Annotated in this window: 17 protein-coding genes and 1 pseudogene; 10 read left to right on the forward strand and 8 right to left on the reverse strand. The window is 69.1% G+C overall.

Annotated elements, in window-relative coordinates:
* Positions 1-342 precede the first annotated feature (342 nt).
* A complete protein-coding gene (gene rsfS, locus JMJ55_RS10545) occupies positions 343-921 on the forward strand; it encodes a ribosome silencing factor (RefSeq protein WP_407927535.1) in 579 nt (192 codons plus the stop codon).
* The gene (locus JMJ55_RS10550) at positions 918-1,385 is read left to right on the forward strand and encodes a 23S rRNA (pseudouridine(1915)-N(3))-methyltransferase RlmH (RefSeq protein ID WP_202825491.1); all 468 of its coding nucleotides are present in this window, start codon (positions 918-920) and stop codon (positions 1,383-1,385) included. Before rsfS ends, JMJ55_RS10550 begins: the two co-directional genes overlap by 4 nt.
* A gap of 9 nt (positions 1,386-1,394) precedes the next feature.
* On the opposite strand, the gene JMJ55_RS10555 is transcribed toward JMJ55_RS10550, so the two are convergent.
* Together JMJ55_RS10555 and mgtA are read right to left on the reverse strand one after the other, a co-directional pair.
* Positions 1,395-2,306 carry a PGN_0703 family putative restriction endonuclease gene (locus JMJ55_RS10555; protein ID WP_202825492.1) on the reverse strand — a complete coding sequence of 304 codons (912 nt, stop codon included), beginning with the start codon at positions 2,304-2,306 and terminating at the stop codon, positions 1,395-1,397.
* Between the two features lie 79 nt (positions 2,307-2,385).
* The gene (gene mgtA / locus JMJ55_RS10560; protein WP_236033555.1) at positions 2,386-4,941 is read right to left on the reverse strand and encodes a magnesium-translocating P-type ATPase; all 2,556 of its coding nucleotides are present in this window, start codon (positions 4,939-4,941) and stop codon (positions 2,386-2,388) included.
* A 55-nt stretch (positions 4,942-4,996) separates the two neighbouring features.
* Here mgtA and JMJ55_RS10565 point away from each other — a divergent pair, with 55 nt between their 5' ends.
* The 8 genes and pseudogenes from JMJ55_RS10565 to JMJ55_RS10600 all read left to right on the forward strand — a co-directional run bounded on the left by JMJ55_RS10565 (position 4,997) and on the right by JMJ55_RS10600 (position 10,865).
* Positions 4,997-5,155: a hypothetical protein gene (locus JMJ55_RS10565; protein WP_202825493.1), complete on the forward strand. Its 159-nt coding sequence runs from the start codon at positions 4,997-4,999 to the stop codon at positions 5,153-5,155.
* Between the two features lie 42 nt (positions 5,156-5,197).
* Positions 5,198-5,469 (forward strand): annotated as a pseudogene (locus JMJ55_RS10570) (transposase); the annotation flags it as partial.
* A 437-nt stretch (positions 5,470-5,906) separates the two neighbouring features.
* On the forward strand, positions 5,907-6,059 hold the full coding sequence (locus JMJ55_RS10575) for a hypothetical protein (protein ID WP_202825494.1): 153 nt from the start codon (positions 5,907-5,909) through the stop codon (positions 6,057-6,059).
* A gap of 377 nt (positions 6,060-6,436) precedes the next feature.
* A complete protein-coding gene (locus JMJ55_RS10580) occupies positions 6,437-7,408 on the forward strand; it encodes a Bug family tripartite tricarboxylate transporter substrate binding protein (RefSeq protein WP_202825495.1) in 972 nt (323 codons plus the stop codon).
* Positions 7,409-7,559: 151 nt separating this feature from the next.
* Positions 7,560-9,155, forward strand: a complete 1,596-nt coding sequence (locus JMJ55_RS10585) for an NAD(P)/FAD-dependent oxidoreductase (RefSeq protein ID WP_202825496.1) — start codon at positions 7,560-7,562, stop codon at positions 9,153-9,155.
* A complete protein-coding gene (locus JMJ55_RS10590; RefSeq protein WP_236033556.1) occupies positions 9,152-9,622 on the forward strand; it encodes a c-type cytochrome in 471 nt (156 codons plus the stop codon). Before JMJ55_RS10585 ends, JMJ55_RS10590 begins: the two co-directional genes overlap by 4 nt.
* Positions 9,619-10,110: a RidA family protein gene (locus JMJ55_RS10595; RefSeq protein WP_202825497.1), complete on the forward strand. Its 492-nt coding sequence runs from the start codon at positions 9,619-9,621 to the stop codon at positions 10,108-10,110. The genes JMJ55_RS10590 and JMJ55_RS10595 overlap by 4 nt, the downstream gene beginning before the upstream one ends.
* 509 nt (positions 10,111-10,619) lie before the next feature.
* Positions 10,620-10,865 carry a hypothetical protein gene (locus JMJ55_RS10600; protein ID WP_202825498.1) on the forward strand — a complete coding sequence of 82 codons (246 nt, stop codon included), beginning with the start codon at positions 10,620-10,622 and terminating at the stop codon, positions 10,863-10,865.
* Here the strand turns inward: JMJ55_RS10600 and JMJ55_RS10605 are convergent.
* Genes JMJ55_RS10605 through JMJ55_RS10630 form a run of 6 tightly spaced genes read right to left on the reverse strand, consistent with a single transcriptional unit; the run spans position 10,820 to position 16,282 of the window.
* Entirely contained in the window at positions 10,820-11,722 is a 903-nt protein-coding gene (locus JMJ55_RS10605) for an ABC transporter substrate-binding protein (RefSeq protein WP_202825499.1), read from the reverse strand. The two genes, JMJ55_RS10600 and JMJ55_RS10605, sit on opposite strands and share 46 nt — an antisense overlap.
* Positions 11,719-12,459, reverse strand: a complete 741-nt coding sequence (locus JMJ55_RS10610) for an ABC transporter ATP-binding protein (RefSeq protein ID WP_202825500.1) — start codon at positions 12,457-12,459, stop codon at positions 11,719-11,721. Before JMJ55_RS10610 ends, JMJ55_RS10605 begins: the two co-directional genes overlap by 4 nt.
* Positions 12,456-13,202 (reverse strand): ABC transporter ATP-binding protein, encoded by a 747-nt coding sequence (locus JMJ55_RS10615; RefSeq protein ID WP_328702605.1) that lies wholly within the window; start codon positions 13,200-13,202, stop codon positions 12,456-12,458. The genes JMJ55_RS10610 and JMJ55_RS10615 overlap by 4 nt, the downstream gene beginning before the upstream one ends.
* Complete coding sequence (locus tag JMJ55_RS10620; protein WP_202825502.1) at positions 13,192-14,187, reverse strand: branched-chain amino acid ABC transporter permease; 996 nt, start codon at positions 14,185-14,187, stop codon at positions 13,192-13,194. Before JMJ55_RS10620 ends, JMJ55_RS10615 begins: the two co-directional genes overlap by 11 nt.
* The gene (locus JMJ55_RS10625; RefSeq protein ID WP_202825503.1) at positions 14,184-15,041 is read right to left on the reverse strand and encodes a branched-chain amino acid ABC transporter permease; all 858 of its coding nucleotides are present in this window, start codon (positions 15,039-15,041) and stop codon (positions 14,184-14,186) included. The genes JMJ55_RS10620 and JMJ55_RS10625 overlap by 4 nt, the downstream gene beginning before the upstream one ends.
* The gene (locus JMJ55_RS10630) at positions 15,038-16,282 is read right to left on the reverse strand and encodes an ABC transporter substrate-binding protein (RefSeq protein WP_202825504.1); all 1,245 of its coding nucleotides are present in this window, start codon (positions 16,280-16,282) and stop codon (positions 15,038-15,040) included. The genes JMJ55_RS10625 and JMJ55_RS10630 overlap by 4 nt, the downstream gene beginning before the upstream one ends.
* Between the last annotated feature and the right edge of the window lie 326 nt (positions 16,283-16,608).

A 16,608-nucleotide genomic window follows, 5' to 3' on the forward strand; every position in this document is an offset into this window, starting at 1 on the left:
CCCGCCCCGAAGGGCCGCGCTGCGCCGCGCAACGCGGAAGCCCCGACCCGCGGCCGCGGCCAGGCGGAGCGCCCTGCGCCCCGCAGCCGCAGCGCCGCCCCGCGCGATGCCGAAGCCCCGGCCCGCAGCCGCTCGTCGGAACGCCCGGCACCCCGCGGCCGCAGCGCTGCCCCGCGCGATGCCGAAGCCCCGGCGCGCACCCGCCGCGCCGCCGCGCCGGCGCCGCGCAGCCGGACGCGCGAGCGCGACGAGGAGGTGACACCCCGCCCCCGCGCCACCGCCAAGCAGCGCACGGTGCCCAAGGCCCGCTCCGCCCGGCCCGAGACGGTCGCGACGCGGCCGATGCGGCGCGAGGACAAGCCGTCCCGCCCCGCCGCCCGGCCCGCCTCCTCGCGGATGGTCCCGGCCCGGCCCATACCCGAGGCCAAGATCATCCGCCGCCCGGTCGGCGCCCCGCCGAAGCCGGTCCCGCAGGAGGAAGCCAGCCCGCGCAAGCGCCAGGTCATCGCCGGGCCCGAGGCGCCGGCCAGCCGCAGCCGCGCCAAGCCGAAGCCGGCACCCGACCGGCTGGAGCAGCTCGTCGCCGCCGCCCGCGCCAGCCTGGAGGATGACAAGGCCGAGGATGTGGTCGTGCTCGATGTCACCGACCGCGCCAGCTTCACCGACCGGATGATCATCGCCACCGGCCAGGTCGAGCGGCAGATCCAGGCGATGGCCAATCATCTGGAGGATGCGCTGGAGAAGGTCGGGCTCAAGCTGCGCCGTGACGCGATCCAGGGCTCGGAGGACTGGGTGCTGATCGATTGCGGCGACCTGGTCATCCACCTCTTCAAGCCCGAGGCGCGGGCGACCTACGCGCTGGAGCGCATGTGGGGGCCGGAAAGCCCGGCGGCCGAGGACGCGCCGCCGCCGGAGGCGTGAGCAGGGCTGCAAGGCTGATCGCCATCGGCCGGCTGAAAGGCGGGCCGGAGGCGGCGCTGTTCGAGCAGCACAATGCGCGGCTGCGCCCGCCCTTCGCGGTGACCGAGCTGCCCGAGGCCCGCGGCAGCCCGGCCGAGATCCGCCGGCGGGAGGGTGCGGCGCTGCTGGCCACCCTGCCGGAGGCAGCGCTCGTCGTTGCCCTCGATCTCGGCGGCGAGGCGCCGACCAGCGAGGCGCTGGCCGCCCTCGCCGCCCGCTGGGAGGGGACGGGCAAGCCGCTCTGCTTCCTGATCGGCGGGGCGGAGGGGCTCGACCCGGCAGTGCTAAGCCGGGCCGACCATCGCCTCTCGCTCGGCCCGCTCACCTGGCCGCATTTCCTGGTACGCGGGCTGCTGGCCGAGCAGTGGTACCGAGTGCAGGCGATCCGCAGCGGGCATCCCTATCACCGGCCGTGGCGGCCCTGAGGGCTGCCTTTACGCCTCCGCCCAGTAGCGGCGTTGCAGGTAGCCGGTCAGGGTCTTCGTGTCCGGCAGGTCCAGCACCGGGCGGAGGAAGGCCCCCGGCGTCGTACCGATATAGTGCTCGGGCTGCTTGAGCACCGCCCGCCAAGCCTCGCCGACCGTGCGGCCGGGCAACGGGGCGGTGACATTCTCATGGAAGTCGGCATTGCCCTGGGGGACCACATGCACATGCCGGAAGGCGGTGCAGCCATGGTCGCGGTTCCTGGCGGCCAGCCAGCCGAGCAGCGTCTGCCGCATCAGCTGATAGAAGGGCTCGAAATACAGGGATGCCGGCTCCACCGGCAGGAAGGGCGAATCCGGCGCACGGATCAGCGCGTCATAGACCTTGGCGTGCGCCTCGACATGCAGGTCCTCGCGCCGGTAGCGCTCGGTGTATTTCCACTCGATCAGGAAGGCGCGCCGCTCGCCCTCTGCGGTGCGGCCGATCATGCAGGCATCGACCGAGGTGCAATTCGCGCCGCGGGAGAAAGCCTTCTCCTGCAGGTAGGGCCGTTCGCCAATGAACTCGAACTCCACCAGCCCGTCGTCCACGGGCTCGGCCGCGACGATCTCGGCATCAATGCCGCGGAGCACCGCCGTCGCTAGGTCGGGTCGCTGGCGCAGCAGGTAGAGATGGTTCACGCAGGCGACCTGCGAGGACAGCACATGCCCGGTGGGATCCCCGGCTTCGCCCTTCCACCAGGCGATGCGGTTCCGGGCAAAATAGTCCAAGGCGTCGTCGCGGAAGCCGGCCCAGAGATTGTTGGCCGCTTCGCTGAGGACAAAGTCGCGCGGTAGGCCGGAGAAGATGCCCCCGCCGGGATCGCCGAACAGCGCATCCCGCGCCGCGACCAGGCGCTGCCGTTCGCGCTCCTGATACCCCATCCCGCTGCCTCTCCATTTCATTCTGAAAAGCGTAGCATCTCGGCGCGCGCCGGCACCAACGCATGCCCCTCGGGACCCGTCAGCCCGCTAGGCTGCGATGCCGCGCGTGGAACCACCGCTTGGCCAGCTCGACGGCGCCGAGATAGGCCACGGTCAGCCCCGCCAGCGCCGCCAGCAGCGCCGGCGGCGGCGGGACGAAGCCGAGCCAGGCGCCGAAAGGCGTGAAGGGCAGCGCCACCGCGACGGCGAGGACGCCGAGCGAACTCGCCACCAGCAGCGGATGCGGCCGGCTGGCGAAGGGGTTGCCGCGGGTGCGGATCAGGAAGATCACCAGCACCTGCGTCGCCATGGATTCGATGAACCACCCGGTCTGGAACAGCGCCGCCCCCGCGCCGAAGACGCCGGCCAGCAGGCCGAAGGTCAGCAGGTCGAAGGCCGAGCTCAGCGGGCCGAGCACCAGCATGAAGTCGCGCACAGTGCGCATGTCCCAGTGGCGCGGCCGGGTCACCGCTTCCGCATCCACGCGGTCGAAGGGGATCGCCGTCTCCGACAGGTCGTACAGCAGGTTGTTGGCCAGGATCTGCACCGGCAGCATCGGCAGGAAGGGCAGCAGCAGCACCGCCGCCGCCATCGACAGCATGTTCCCGAAATTCGAGCTGGTGCCCATCATCACGTATTTCATGATGTTGGCGAAAGTTCGTCGCCCTTCCCGCACGCCCTCCGCCAGCACGCCCAGCTCGTGCCGCAGCAGGATCATCGCCGCGGCATCCTTGGCGACATCCACCGCGCCCTCGACCGAAAGCCCGACATCCGCGGCATGCAGCGACGGCGCGTCGTTGATCCCGTCGCCGAGATAGCCGACCACATGGCCGGCGCGGCGGAAGGCGCGGATCACCCGCGCCTTCTGCGCCGGCGTCACCCGGCAGAAGGCGGTGGTGCGGCCCAGCCGGGCGGACAGCGCCTCATCGTCCAGCGCCGCCAGCTCCGGCCCGGTCAGCAGCCCCTCGCAGGGCAGGCCCAGCTCCGTGCAGACGCGGCGCGTCACCCTTTCGTTGTCGCCGGTCACCACCTTCACCACGACGCCGAGCGCGGCGAGCTCCGCCAGCGCCGGCCGGGCGCTTTCCTTCGGCGGGTCGAGGAAGGCGACATAGCCGGCGAAGACCAGCTCGGCCTCATCGGCGGTGTCGATATGAGCCCGGGTGACATCCACCTCGCGCCAGGCGATGCCGAGGGCGCGGAACCCCTCCTCGCCCAGCCGGGCGAAGACCGCCTCCGCCGCCGCCCGTGCCGCCGGGTCGAGCGCCCGGGGCACGGCGGCGCCGGCCGGCCGATGCGCGACGCAGAGCGCCAGCACGTCCTCCGGCGCGCCCTTCACCACCAGGAAGCGGCGTCCCTCACGCTCGGCCAGGACGGAGACGCGGCGCCGCTCGAAATCGAAGGGCACCTCGTCGATCTTGCGCCAGCCCGCGGGCATCGCCCCGGGCGCAGCCAGGATCGCCTCGTCCAGCGGGCTGCGGAGGCCGGTCTCGAAGCCGGCATTCACCTTGGCCCAGTCCAGCACCTCCTCGGACGGCGCGCCGGTCCCGTCGAGCTGGCGTACGACGCGCACCTGCGCCTCGGTCAGCGTGCCGGTCTTGTCGCTGCACAACACATCCATGGCGCCGAGGTCGTGGATGGCCGAGAGCCGCTTCACGATCACCTGCCGCTGCGCCATCCGCAGCGCGCCGCGCGCCAGGGTGACGGAGACCACCATCGGCAGCAGTTCCGGCGTCAGCCCGACCGCCAGCGCCAGGGCGAAGAGGAAGGAGTCCAGCACCGGCCGGCCGAGCAGCAGGTTGCCCAGCAGCACGAACAGCACCATCAGCACCGTCAGCCGCAGGATCAGCAGGCCGAAGCGGTGGATGCCGAGGGTGAAGGCGGTGGGCGGCGGCTCCCGCCGCAGGCTCCGCGCGATCTCGCCGAGCCGGGTGGCGTGGCCGGTGGCGGCGATCAGCACGCGCGCCGTGCCGCTCACCACCGAGCTGCCCATGAAGACCGCATGGGCATCATCCTCCGCGGCGGCGGCGGTCTTCTCGACCGGATAGGCCTCGCCGGTCAGCAGCGCCTCGTTCACGAAGAGGTCGCGCGCCTCGAGCAGCCAGCCATCCGCCGGCACCAGGCTGCCCGCCGCGAGGCGGACGACATCGCCCGGCACCAGCGCCGCGGCCGGCCGCTCCCCCCACTGGCCATCGCGCAGCACCTGCACGGTCAGCGCAACGCGCTGGCGCAGTGCGGCGGCGGCATCCTCGGCGCGGCGTTCCTGCACCAGGTCGATCAGCACCGACAGGCCGATGACGCCGGCGATGATGGCGAAGCTCGCCGCCTCCCCGGTCAGGGCGGAGACGCCGGCGGCGAAGAGCAGGATGACGACCAACGGGTTGCTGAACCGCTTGAGCAGGCTGACCACCCAGCTCTCGCGCCCTGCCACCTCCAGGCTGTTCGGCCCGTACTGGGCCAGCCGCGCCGCGGCCTCGGCGGAGCCGAGCCCCGTCGCCTCAGGGCTGGTCGCATCGCCGGACATGGCATCTCCCCCGGCATGGTGCCGCATGGGGGCGGTTTCTCCCGGCCGCGCCGCTGCCGCCTTGACCTCGATCAAGGCAGCCGCCGCGACGGGCGGGGATGATGGCGCGGTACGACGAAGGAGAGCTCCGATGGGCCTCGTGATCCGCCTGGTGCTGGCGCTGTCCGGCCTGCTGGCCGGGCTGCTCGTGGCGCGCGACGCACCCAATTTCGGCGTGGTGCAGGCGATGCTCTCGCTCTGGGTGGTGCTGGTCGTGGTGGGCATCGGCGCCCTGATCGCGCGGCGCTAGCGGGCTGGAACGAGCGGGCATAGACGCTGTGCGTCCGATCCCCTCGTCTCCGCTGCCCATGGAGGGCTGAAGGCGGCAATCGCCCGCGTGCTCGGCGCGGCGTCGCAACGGGGCAGAGCCCATCGGATGAGGAATGCGTTGGCGCCTATGGGCCAGGCCCTGCAGTCCATGGCCTCGGCTGCACTGCGCCAGGCGTTCCTGCAGCCCGACCAGGCCAGCGCCCGGCAGCTTGGTGCCATCTCGCCGACCAGTTCCGCCCTCGGTGGCCGAAGCTCGGCGTGCCGATGGACGGGAGCGGCGATGACATAATCGCTCCATGTCCTTCCTCGGCCCGGACCGAACGAAGGAGACCATGACCGATAGGCTCAGCCCCGCACCCGCCCAAGAAACATTACAATTGCCAACCAGGCCCGCCTGAGCCGTGGCCATCCGCAGCCCGTCAGCGAATTCCACCACGTTGACGGACGCTGCCCCGACGCCTCGACGACTCATGGAGTGCGTCGCACCCAACCCGCGGACTTGATGTCTGGGATGCGGTAGGCCGTGCCTCGCCTTGCGTTTCGTTTGAGGCAGAGCACCGAAATCGCGGCAGGGGTCTACCACGACTGTAATGTGGTGAGGACACACCGGAACTGCTCCTTGCGTTCAGCCTTTCGGTCTTCAGCGCACGGAGTTGAAAATGCCAAACGACAAGGGAAAGGGAACCGGGGAGCCCGGCTGGACCGCGGAGGAGAAAGGCCGGGGAGCTCCCATGTCGAGCGACGCGGATGCGGCGGGGGAAGCGGGCGACGCGGCTCCCAAGGCGGGCTATGGCGGCGATGAGCGCGCCGCGACGGAAGCCGCGGCCGCACGGGTGGAACAGGACCCGAAGGGCGACACCGACCCAAAGGACCGTAAGCGCTGACAAACCACGTTCCAGTCGAAGCCTGTGGTCCTGCCTCCGCTGCCAGCGCAAAGCTTGTCCAGAACAGCGCGATCGACAGAGTGGACTACGGTTTACAGGCCGCAGGCGGCTTAGCCTGGGGCGTAACATTCGGCAAGGGCTGCCGGTTGGAGGAGGCCCTGGCCGGCGAGGCGCCCATCATCTCGCTATATGCCCATACCGGTCATCGCGCCCCTCCGCTCAACGCTGCGGGTTACCCCGATGCTGAAATCCGTTGCCGCCGTGGATCCCCTGCTCGCGCGGCGTACCGGCAGCACGGATCTGGACTGAGACGGCGTCACCCGACACGATCGGGAACGCCTTCCGGACACGCAGGGCTTCGAGAGAGGGACAAGGCCATGACCATCCTATCGACACGGCGCGGCATGCTCGGCATCGCGGCTTCCGCCACCCTGGCCACGCCAGCCCTCGCGGCCTATCCGACCCAGCCCATTCGTATCGTCGTGCCGTGGAACCCAGGGGGACCGGCTGACATCGTCATCCGCGCGCTGGCCCCGGCCATGGCGCCCGCACTCGGCCAGCCCGTGGTGATCGAGAACCGGGCCGGCGCGAACGGCGCAGTGGGCACGCAGGCCGTCGCTCGCGCGTCGCCGGACGGGCACACGCTGATCCTCGCGAACGCAGAGACGCATGCCATTAATCCGCTGATCTACCCGCGCCTGCCCTACGATGCCGTTGCCGATTTCCGGCCCATCAGCCTCATCGTACACGCCCCCTGCGTGCTGCTCGTGCGCCCCGAGTTCGGGGTGAACAACGTGGAGGAGTTCGTGGCCAAGGTGCATGGGCAGCCCGGAGGGTTCACCTACGCCACCTGGGGTATCGGGAGCACCTCGCACCTCGCAATGGAAGCGCTCAGCCGTCAGGCGAAGCTGCAGATGCTGCACATTCCCTTCACGGGCGGCGCGCCGGCCAGCACGGCGCTGGTTTCGGGACAGGTCGACGCCGCCTTCCTCAATGCTGGCCCAGCGGAGGCCCTGGCGCGCGACGGGAAGGTGAAGATCCTGGCAGTGGGCGGGCCGCAGCGCCTGCCCTTGCTGCCGGATGTACCGACATTGGCCGAGCGCTCGCTTCCGGTGAATGCCGCAACCTGGTTCGGCCTTCTTGGGCCCGCGAAGATGCCGGAGGATGCGGTTGGGCGCGTAGCATCCGCTGTTGTCGAAGGACTGAAGTCTCCCGCAGTGCAGGAGTTGTTCCGGGCGCAGGCAGTCATCACGGACGCGCGCGGCCCGGAGGCGATGCGGGTCTTCATCGCCGAGGACGTCGCGAGCCGGACCGACCTCGTGCGCGGCCTCGACATTCGACTGGAGTGAACCCGCCGGCGGCCGACCGACCCTGTTGACCGGTGCCAGGGGAGAACTGAGGGACGCTCACGGATCCGTGCGATGCCCGCGGGCTGGTCAGGATGGCAAAATTTCAGTCAACGGCGCCACGCTTGCCGGCTTGAGAAGGTGGAAACAGCCCATGAGCGATACCTCTCCCCCTGGCTCCAGCCGTCGTGACCTCCTCGCGCGCATCGGCCTCGCCGCGGGCGGTGCCGCGATGTACCAGGCAATGACTGCCCTCGGCGTCTCGGCCGCGTCCACCTACACCGGCCCCATCCGGCTTGATGGCGACCCCAAGGGGGCTTCCGTCCTTATCCTGGGCGCCGGCGTCGCGGGCATGGTCGCCGCGATGGAGTTGCGCAAGGCCGGCTACCGCGTCCAGGTGCTGGAGTACCGAGAGAAGGCCGGCGGCCGTGTCTGGACCCTGCGCGGCGGCGATCGCTACACGGAACTCGGCGGGGCAACGCAGGAGATCCGCTTCGACGAGGGCCTGTACTTCAACCCCGGCCCATGGCGCATCCCCTACAACCACCAGGGCATCCTGGACTATGCCCACCGGCTGAACGTGCCGCTGGAGCCGTTCATCCAGGTGAACCACAACGCAATGGTCCACGGCACCCGCGCCTTTGGTAGCCGGCCGAAGCGCTACCGCGAGATCATGTCCGACTACCACGGCGGCATTGCTGAGCTTCTCGCCAAGTCCACCCAGCAGGGCAAGCTGAACGGGATGGTCACGAAGGAGGACGGCGAGATCCTCATCGAGTCCCTGCGCAGCTTCGGGGCCCTCGACCGCGACCTGAACTACGCGAAGAACGTCGTGACCTCCGATCGCCGCGGCTTCGACAAGGACCCGGGCGGCGGGCTCAATGCCCGCCCCGTGCCGTCCGAGCCCATGTCGCTGAAGGATGTCCTGTCCTCCCGCGGCTGGTCCTATCTCGCCTCGGGCGCGCTCTACGAGTTCCAGATGACGATGTTCCAGCCCGTCGGCGGCATGGACATGATCGCGCAGGCCATGGCGCACGAATGCGGCGACATGATCCAGTACAGCCGCAAGGTCGTGGGTATCCAGCAGGACGAGCGCGGCGTGACCGTCGCCTTCGAGGAGACGGGCCGCCCGGGCCAGGTGCAACAGGCCCGCGCGGACTACTGCCTCGCCACCATCCCCCTCTCCATCCTCAGTCAGCTGGAGATGAATGTCAGCAGCCCCATGGCGGCTGCCATCCAGGCCGTGCCCTACGCGGCCTCGGTGAAGGTCGGCCTGCAGATGAAGCGTCGCTTCTGGGAACAGGACGAGCATATCTACGCCGGCATCTCCTATACCGACCTGCCCATTCGGATGATCCAGTACCCGGCCTATGGCTACGGCTCGCGCGGCAAGGGCGTTCTCCTCGGCGCCTATGCCTTCGGCCCCTATGCCTACGAGTTCACCGCCCTGTCGCCGGAGGAGCGCGTCCGCCGCGCCGTGGACTGGGGCGCCCAGATCCACCCGCAATACCGGGACGAGTTCGACAACGGCGCCTCCGTTGGCTGGCACCGCGTTCCCTGGGCACTCGGCTGCAACGGGATGTGGACGGACGCGACGCGCGCAGAGCACTACGACAATCTCTGCGCCCTCGATAACCGTATCCTGTTGGCGGGCGAGCACGCCTCCTACATCCCTGCCTGGCAGGAAGGCGCTGTCCTCTCCGCCCTCGACGCCGTCTCTCGCCTCCATCGCCGCGTGGTGTCCACATGAACCGCCTTGTCCTCAGCATGGCCGCGGTGGCCCTGCTTGTGCTGCCCGCCTTGGCGCAACAGCCGCAGGCGCAGCAGGGCCCGGCCGCCGCAGGGGCGCCGGCAAGCGCGCAGCAGCGGAGCGAGAGTGCGGCGGCCGACAGCCACGGCTTCGTCTCCGCCACCCGCTTCGGCCAGCGGGATGGCGCCTCTCTCTACGCCGCCACCTGCGCCGGTTGCCACATGCCCGACGGCCGGGGTGCCGCCGGCGCCGGCCGCTATCCCGCGCTCGCCGGGAACGAGAAGCTGGAGACGGCCGCCTATCCCACGAGCATCGTCCTCAACGGCCTCCGTGGCATGCCGGGCTTCGCAACGCAGATGGACGACGCCCAGGTCGCTGCCGTCGTCAACTATGTCCGCACTAATCTCGGCAACCGCTACGCCGCTGATCCCGCGACCACCGAAGACGTAAAGGCCCTTCGCCGATGACCCGCGCACTGTTCCTTATCGCCGCCATCTCGGCGGCTTCCTTTCCAGTGGCCGCACAGGACGTGACGCGCCATCGCACTCCGGGATCGAACTTCCCCATCGCCATGGCGGTGGAGGTCCCGGCCGGCCGCACACAGGTTCTCGTCAGTGGGATGGTCCCCGCCGTGGTGAACGCGGATGCACCGCGCAACTCCGTCGCCTCCTTCGGGGATACCCGCGTGCAGACCAAATCCGTCCTCGACCGCATCGAGGCCGCGCTGCGCTCCATCGGCCTTGGGCTTGAGGATGTCGTGCGGATGCAGGTCTTCCTCGTCGGTGATCCCGACAAAGGCGGCCGCATGGACTTCGACGGCTTCATGGCTGCCTACACCGAGCGCTACGGCACTGCGACCCAACCCAACCTCCCTGCCCGCTCGGTCATGCAGGTGGCGGGGCTGGTGAATCCCGGCTGGCTCGTCGAGATCGAGGTGACGGCGGTTCGCCCGTAAAGTCGGCTCGCGTGGCGGCGCCTCGGCTTCGGGCAGAATCCGCCCCATTCGTATGTGCTGGGAATGTGGTTGGCGCTGTGGGCTACGCTTCGGTCATGCTCCCTGCCGGGCTGATTCGAACCAGCAGTTTCAACACTCACATGCGACAGATGCCCATTGCAGCCCAAGGCATGGCTACTCGCCATCGCGGGCGTTGCCGTATCATGCCTTATGAGACACTCGGTGCCGGCTACGACAGATGATAGGATTGCAAAGTCAGGATGATCCTGCGCGACACGCACCTACCACGCGCCGGATATTCTTCCGAACGCAACAGCGGTTGAAGCGCTCCACACCGACATGAACGATATCGGCCGCCTCCCGCCAAGGCGGGCCATTGCGGTAGCATCGGCCCATGAGCAGTCGAACGGAACCCCCACCCTTGCCCTCTCCTATGCCGCGCCCAAGCGCGAGGTGACACGGTGCGGGATCGGCTCGCACATCAGCCGCCCCCGGACAGGCCTGCCCAGATGGCTCGAGCCGACCGCCCGGCCATTCTGCTTTTCGTCATGGCCACCGGCATCGTCTCGCTCGCCACCCAGCTCCATGAAGTGCCGCTTGGCCCTGCTGCGCTGTTCGCGCTCAACCTGGTCGCCTACCCGGCGCTGGTAGCGATCAAGCTGGCGGGGCTGCTGCGGGCCCCATCCGTCCTGCTGCCTTGCGGTGTCGCTCAGAGCGAGGCCCGAGCCTCCGCCAACCAGCTCCGGTCGATGTAGTCTTCTGCTTGCGCGCGCGCGCGCGACGGCAAGTCGCGAATCAAGGCACTGGTTTCGATCAATGCCTGCACGCCCGCGGCACTGACCTCGCCGTCGCGCGGGAAAATAGCGTCGCGCGTGTATTCCTCCCAAGCCAGGTCGGCGTGGCGCATCTCGATGCCGGTCTCGGCAACGGCGACCGCATTCGCCTCCTCGCGCTCGACGTAAAAGCGTTCATGCGCGCGGAGGAAAGCACGCAGGAAGGGTAGCAGCGTGTCGCGGTTCGCGCTCGCCCAGTCGAGCTGCGTATCGAGGCTGGTGAACTGGAAATGTGGCACCTCGTCGCGCGGCTCGCACAGCGACACGAAGCCCTGCTCCATCGCGATGCGGTTCAATGGTGTGCCTTGCAGGCCGGCATCGATCCCGCCGCTCCGCAGCAGATCCCAGCGGGCCAGGATGGGGCCGCAGGGTACCAGTTCGTAATCCGTCGGCCAGTTCAGGCCGCGCGCCGCCAGAAGCTTCATGACCAGCGAGGAACTGCCGGCGCGCAGCGAGGACACCCCGATCCGCTTGCCGCGCAGCCCCTCCAGCCCCTCGATCCCGGGCCTTGCGATCAGCGAGAAGGGCAGCTTGTTGACATTGCCGCCAATGATCGCGCTGCGGCCGCCCGCCTCGGCGTCCAGGATCACGTGTTCGGTGACGCCATAGGCGAGCTGTGCCCGACCATCGCGCAGCCGGGCATTCACTTCCTCGATACCCTCGATGTGGTCGATGGTGACATCGAGCCCTTCGGCGGCGAACAGCCCGGCGGTGCGGGCGATCCAGAGCGGCAGGTTGAAGTAATTGCGCGACACCACCGCCACGGTCAGACGCTTCATGCTGCCCCCTCCTCGCCGCCGATGCCGAGATAGGCGCGCTGCACTTCCGGGCTACGCGCAAGTTCCGCCGCTGGCCCCTCCAGCACGGAACGGCCGGTCTGGATGACGTAGCCGCGGTCGGCGATCTCCAATGCCAGTTCTACCGACTGTTCGGCGATCAGCAGGGTCATCCCCTCGCCACGCAGTGCGGCGAGCTTCTCGTACATCATCTCGACGATCGCCGGTGCGAGGCCGAGCGAGGGCTCATCCAGTAGCAGCAGGCGCGGCGCGCTCATCAATGCGCGGCCAACTGCCAGCATCTGCCGCTCGCCGCCCGAGAGCGTGCCGGCCGATTGCCGCCGCCGCTCCTTCAGTCGCGGCAGGAAGGCGAAGACCCGTTCCAGCAGCTCCGCCTCCCGCCGGCGGTCGCGCAGCGGCGTGGCGCCGAGGCGGAGGTTCTGCTCCACCGTCTGGTTGACGAAGAGCCGCCAGCCCTCCGGCGCCAGCGCCAGGCCGCGGCCGACCACGGCGAAGGCGGGCAGCCCGCCGATCGGGGCGCCCGCCCACAGCACCTCGCCGGCGGCCGGCCGCACCAAGCCCATGATGGCATTGAGAACGGTCGTCTTTCCCGCACCGTTGGAGCCGAGCAGCGCCACCACCTCACCCTGGCGGACCTCGAGCGACACATCGGCCACACCGACCAAGTCGCCGTAGCGCACTTCCAGGTGGCGCACGGCAAGCAGCGGCCCGGCATTCATGCCGGTGGCTTCCGGCTGAGGCTGCGGCCGAGATAGGCCTCGATCACGCCCGGGTCCTGCACCACGTCGCGCGGCGCGCCCTGGGCGATCACCTTGCCCTGGTTGAAGACCACCGCGCGATGCGCGAGCGAGAGAATCACCTCCATCACATGCTCCACGATCACGAGGGTGATGCCGCGCGCATGGATCTGCCGCACCAGATCTATGGCGGCGCGCACCTCGGTCGGCGTCAGCCCGGCCAGCGCCTCGTCGAGCAGCAGAATCTCGGGCTCGGTCGCCAGCGCGCGGGCAATCTCCAGGCGTTTGCGCGCAGGGGTGCCGAGGCTGCCAGAGCGCGCCCTGGCCACGGGGCGCAGGCCGGTGAAGTCGATCACCTGGTCGGCCGCCGCGGCTGCCTCGGCAGCATGCGGGTGGCGCAGGAAGGCGCCGACCATGACGTTCTCATGCACGCTCATGTCGTCGAAGACCGCAGGCACCTGCCAGCTGCGCGCGAGGCCGAGCAGTGCATGGTCCTCCGGCGAGGCGCGCGTGACGTCCCGCCCGCGCAGCATAATGCTGCCGGAGGCCGGCTGCCGCTCGCCAGCCAGGCAGTTGAAGAAGGTGCTCTTCCCTGCACCGTTCGGCCCAATCAGCCCGATGATTTCGCCCTTGCGGATGGCGAGGGAGGCACCGTCCACGGCACGAAAGCTGCCGAAGGCCACGACGATGTCGCGTGCCTCGAGCAGCGGTGCGTCATCCGCCACGGCGTGTCCCCCTGGCCCGCAGCCAAGTCCAGATCTCGGCCAGCCCGCCTGGCGCGAAACGGCTGATGAGGACGATGATGGCGCCGTACACCACATAGGTGATGCCGGTGCCGCCGCCGCCGAAGGCCGCGTTGGTCATCTCCTCCAATGGGACCAGGATGGCCGAGCCGACCAGCGGCCCGAACAGCGTGCCCGCCCCGCCAAGCGCGGCGGCGATCACCATCTTCACCGAGAGAAGGATGCCGAGGCCGCTGTCCGGATCGACGAAACCGAGCATGGCTGCGTAGAGCGAGCCGGTCAGCGAGGTGAAGGCCGCCGAGACCAGGAGCGCAAAGAGCTTGTAGCGCTGCGCCGGCACGCCGAGGCTGCGCGCCGCCCGTTCCTGCCCGCGGATGGCGCGGAGGTAGAAGCCCATCCGGCCGCGGCTCATCCACCAGGTGAACAGCAGCAGCACGGCCAGCACGCTGCCGAAGATGTAGTAGTAGGGCAGTGGACTGATGAAGGAGAGGTCGAGCACCGAACGCGGCATGGCCGGCCCGGAGACGCCGACCGCGCCACCGAGCGCCGGCGTGTTGACCACGACGATCCGCGCCAGCTCGGCCAGCGCGATCGTCGCCATGGAGAAGTAATGCCCCTTCAGCCGCAAGGTCGGCGAGCCGACGATCAGCGCCAACAGCAGCGAGGTCGCGATGCCGAAGGGGGCACCCAGGATCGGCGCCCATTCGAACCAGGTGAAGCCGAGCAGTGAGGCATAGGCACCGCAGCCAAAGAACAGCACATGGCCGATGGAGATCTGCCCGGCATAGCCGCCGACCAGGTTCCAGGCCGAGGCGGAAAGTGCCGAGAGCATCACCAGCGCTCCGATGCGCTGAATGAACTCGTCCTCGACCAGCAGTGGCCAAGCCAGCAGCGCGGCCAGCGCCGCCACGCCCAGCACCCAGCGGCCGGCGGCGCGCGGCGCCGTGGGAATCGTCGCGGCGCTCATGCCTTGCCCAGAAGCCCCTGTGGGCGGAACCACAGCACGGCCAGGAAGAGGATGAAGACGACCAAGTCCTTGAAGGCCGGGCCGATCCAGAAGGCGCTGAGCGATTCGATGATGCCGATGGCGAGCCCCGCCACCAGCGCCCCCGGCACACTGCCAAAGCCGCCCAGGCAGACCACCACGAAGGCGATCAGCGCAAGTGATTCACCCACAGTCGGAGTGATGTAGAAGAACAACGCGATCAGCGCGCCGGCGACGCCGGTGCAGGCCGCGCCGAGCCCCCAGGCCAGCGCCTGCATCGGGTCCGGCCGGATGCCCACCAGCATGGCGGCGCTGCGGTCCTCCGCCACCGCCAGCAGTCGGCTGCCGAGCGCGGTGTGCGTCAGCAGCAGGTGCAGCCCGATGGTCAGCCCGAGCGCGGCGAGCCCGGCCGCCACCCGCGAAGGTTCTAGCCGCAGCCCGGCGAAGGTCTGCACCTCGCCCAGCAGATTCTCCGGCAGCGAGACAAAATTGGCGGAGAAGACCCAGAGCGTCGCGTAGCGCAGCACCAGTGCGAGGCCGAAGGTGCCAAGGATTTGCGCTAGCATCGGCCCACGCATCACGTGCCGGACCAGCGCGTAATAGACCAGCACACCCAGCAGAAAGAGCATGATGGCCGCCAGCGGCACGAAGATCGCAGGGCCAAGATGCAGCATGGTGAAGGCGACGAAGGCTACGTACATCGCGATCATGACGAAGTCGCCATGGGCGAAGTTCACCACATTCATCATGCCCCAGATCAAGGTGAGGCCGGAGGAGAACAGCGCGTAGACGGCCCCCACCAGGAAGCCGTTCAGCACGACCTGCGCGAGGATCATTCCCAGCCCTTGTAAGGCAGCTGGAGCGGCGCCGTCGCCGTGGCCTCCGGCCAGACCGAGATGTATTCCCGGCCGCGCAGCTGCACGAGCAGCACCGAGGCCATGCTGTTCTGGCCCTTCTCGTCGAACTTCACGCCGCGATAGCCGATCATCAGCTGCCCGGCGTCCAGGTTGGTCTCACGCAGCGCCTTCTGAATGGCGGCGGGTTCGGTGGCGCCGGCGCGGTTGATGGCGTCGCAGGTCACCAGGAAGCCCTGCATGATGCGGGCAGTAGTGTCGTCCATTTCGCGGCCGGTGCGGGCCTTGTATAACGCATTGACCTTGAAAGAATTGCTGCCTGGCCGACTGGGATCGAAGGCGCTGCGGTTGATGATCCCCTGGGCGATGTCGCCCGCTGTCTGCACGAAGTTGTCGTCGGAGAAGCCGGAATTGTCGCCGATCAGGATGGGTGGCCGGTAGCCTTGCGCTCGCATCGTCCGGGCATAGAGGATGGCGTCCGAGGTATAGCTGATGAAGATTGCCACATCCGGCTGCGCGTCCTTCAGCTGCAGGACCTGCGCCGAGACATCCGCGCTGTTCGCGGCATAGGGAATCTGCAGTGCGATGCCGATCCCCCGCGCCTCGGCAGTGCGCCGGATCACTTCGGCGATGGAGGTGCCGTATTCGGTGTTCTCGTTGACGATGGCGACCTTCGTCACCGGACGCCCGTTGACCCGTGCCGATTGCAGGAACTCGACATAGATGGCGGCGATGTCGGGGCCGATTGGCGTGGTGCGGAAGAACCAGCGGAAGCCCCGCTCGGTCAGGTTGGTGGCGACCGCCTCGCCGGTGACGTAGGGAATGCCGTGCCGTTCGGCGATGGCACTGGCTGTCTGCACCAGGCCAGACTGGTAGCCATTGGTGATTGCCACCACGCGTTCCTGGGTGATCAGCCGCAGCGCCTGATTCTGTGCGACGGAAGGGCTCCCCTGCTGGTCGGCAATCACCACCTGCAGCGGTCGTCCACCGAGCCCGGGAAAGCCGGAGGTGGCCATCAGCGGCATTGAGGCCAGGTCAGGTTGGGGCGTGTTGATGAGTTCCACCGCCAGCTCGATCGCCGCCTTCGCGGAACCGCCCGCCGAAGCGGCCACGCCTGTCAGTGGCAGCAGCGTGCCCACCTTGACGGGGGCGCCCTGGGCGAGGAGAGGGCTCGCGGACAGCAAGGCCGGCAATGCGAGCAGGTGGCGTCGGGCGATGGACATGCGCTTCCTCATGGGCCCCGGTGGCCGGGGTCGCGTTCTGTTTCGGTAAGCTTAACAGGCCCGGCTGGCTTCGCCTACACGGGTTGCGCTGGCAGGTGCCGGAAGAACGGCGCATTGAGCCCGGCGCACCTAACTCGCCTCAGCCCGCGACGAAGCCTTCAAGGCAAGGTGTTGCACCGGTTTACGGCGTTGCTGGCGAACGGCGGAGGATGACGGGAGATACCTGATGTTCGACGGGCGCCCAAAGGACCCTTGACAGGGATGACCTGGGTCATGCCCCCGAATTTGGCGATCGCCTCGAAACCTTCTCAAGGCGCTTCCCGTCT

The sequence above is a fragment of the Belnapia mucosa genome, assembly GCF_016775475.1.
GTDB lineage: Bacteria > Pseudomonadota > Alphaproteobacteria > Acetobacterales > Acetobacteraceae > Belnapia > Belnapia mucosa.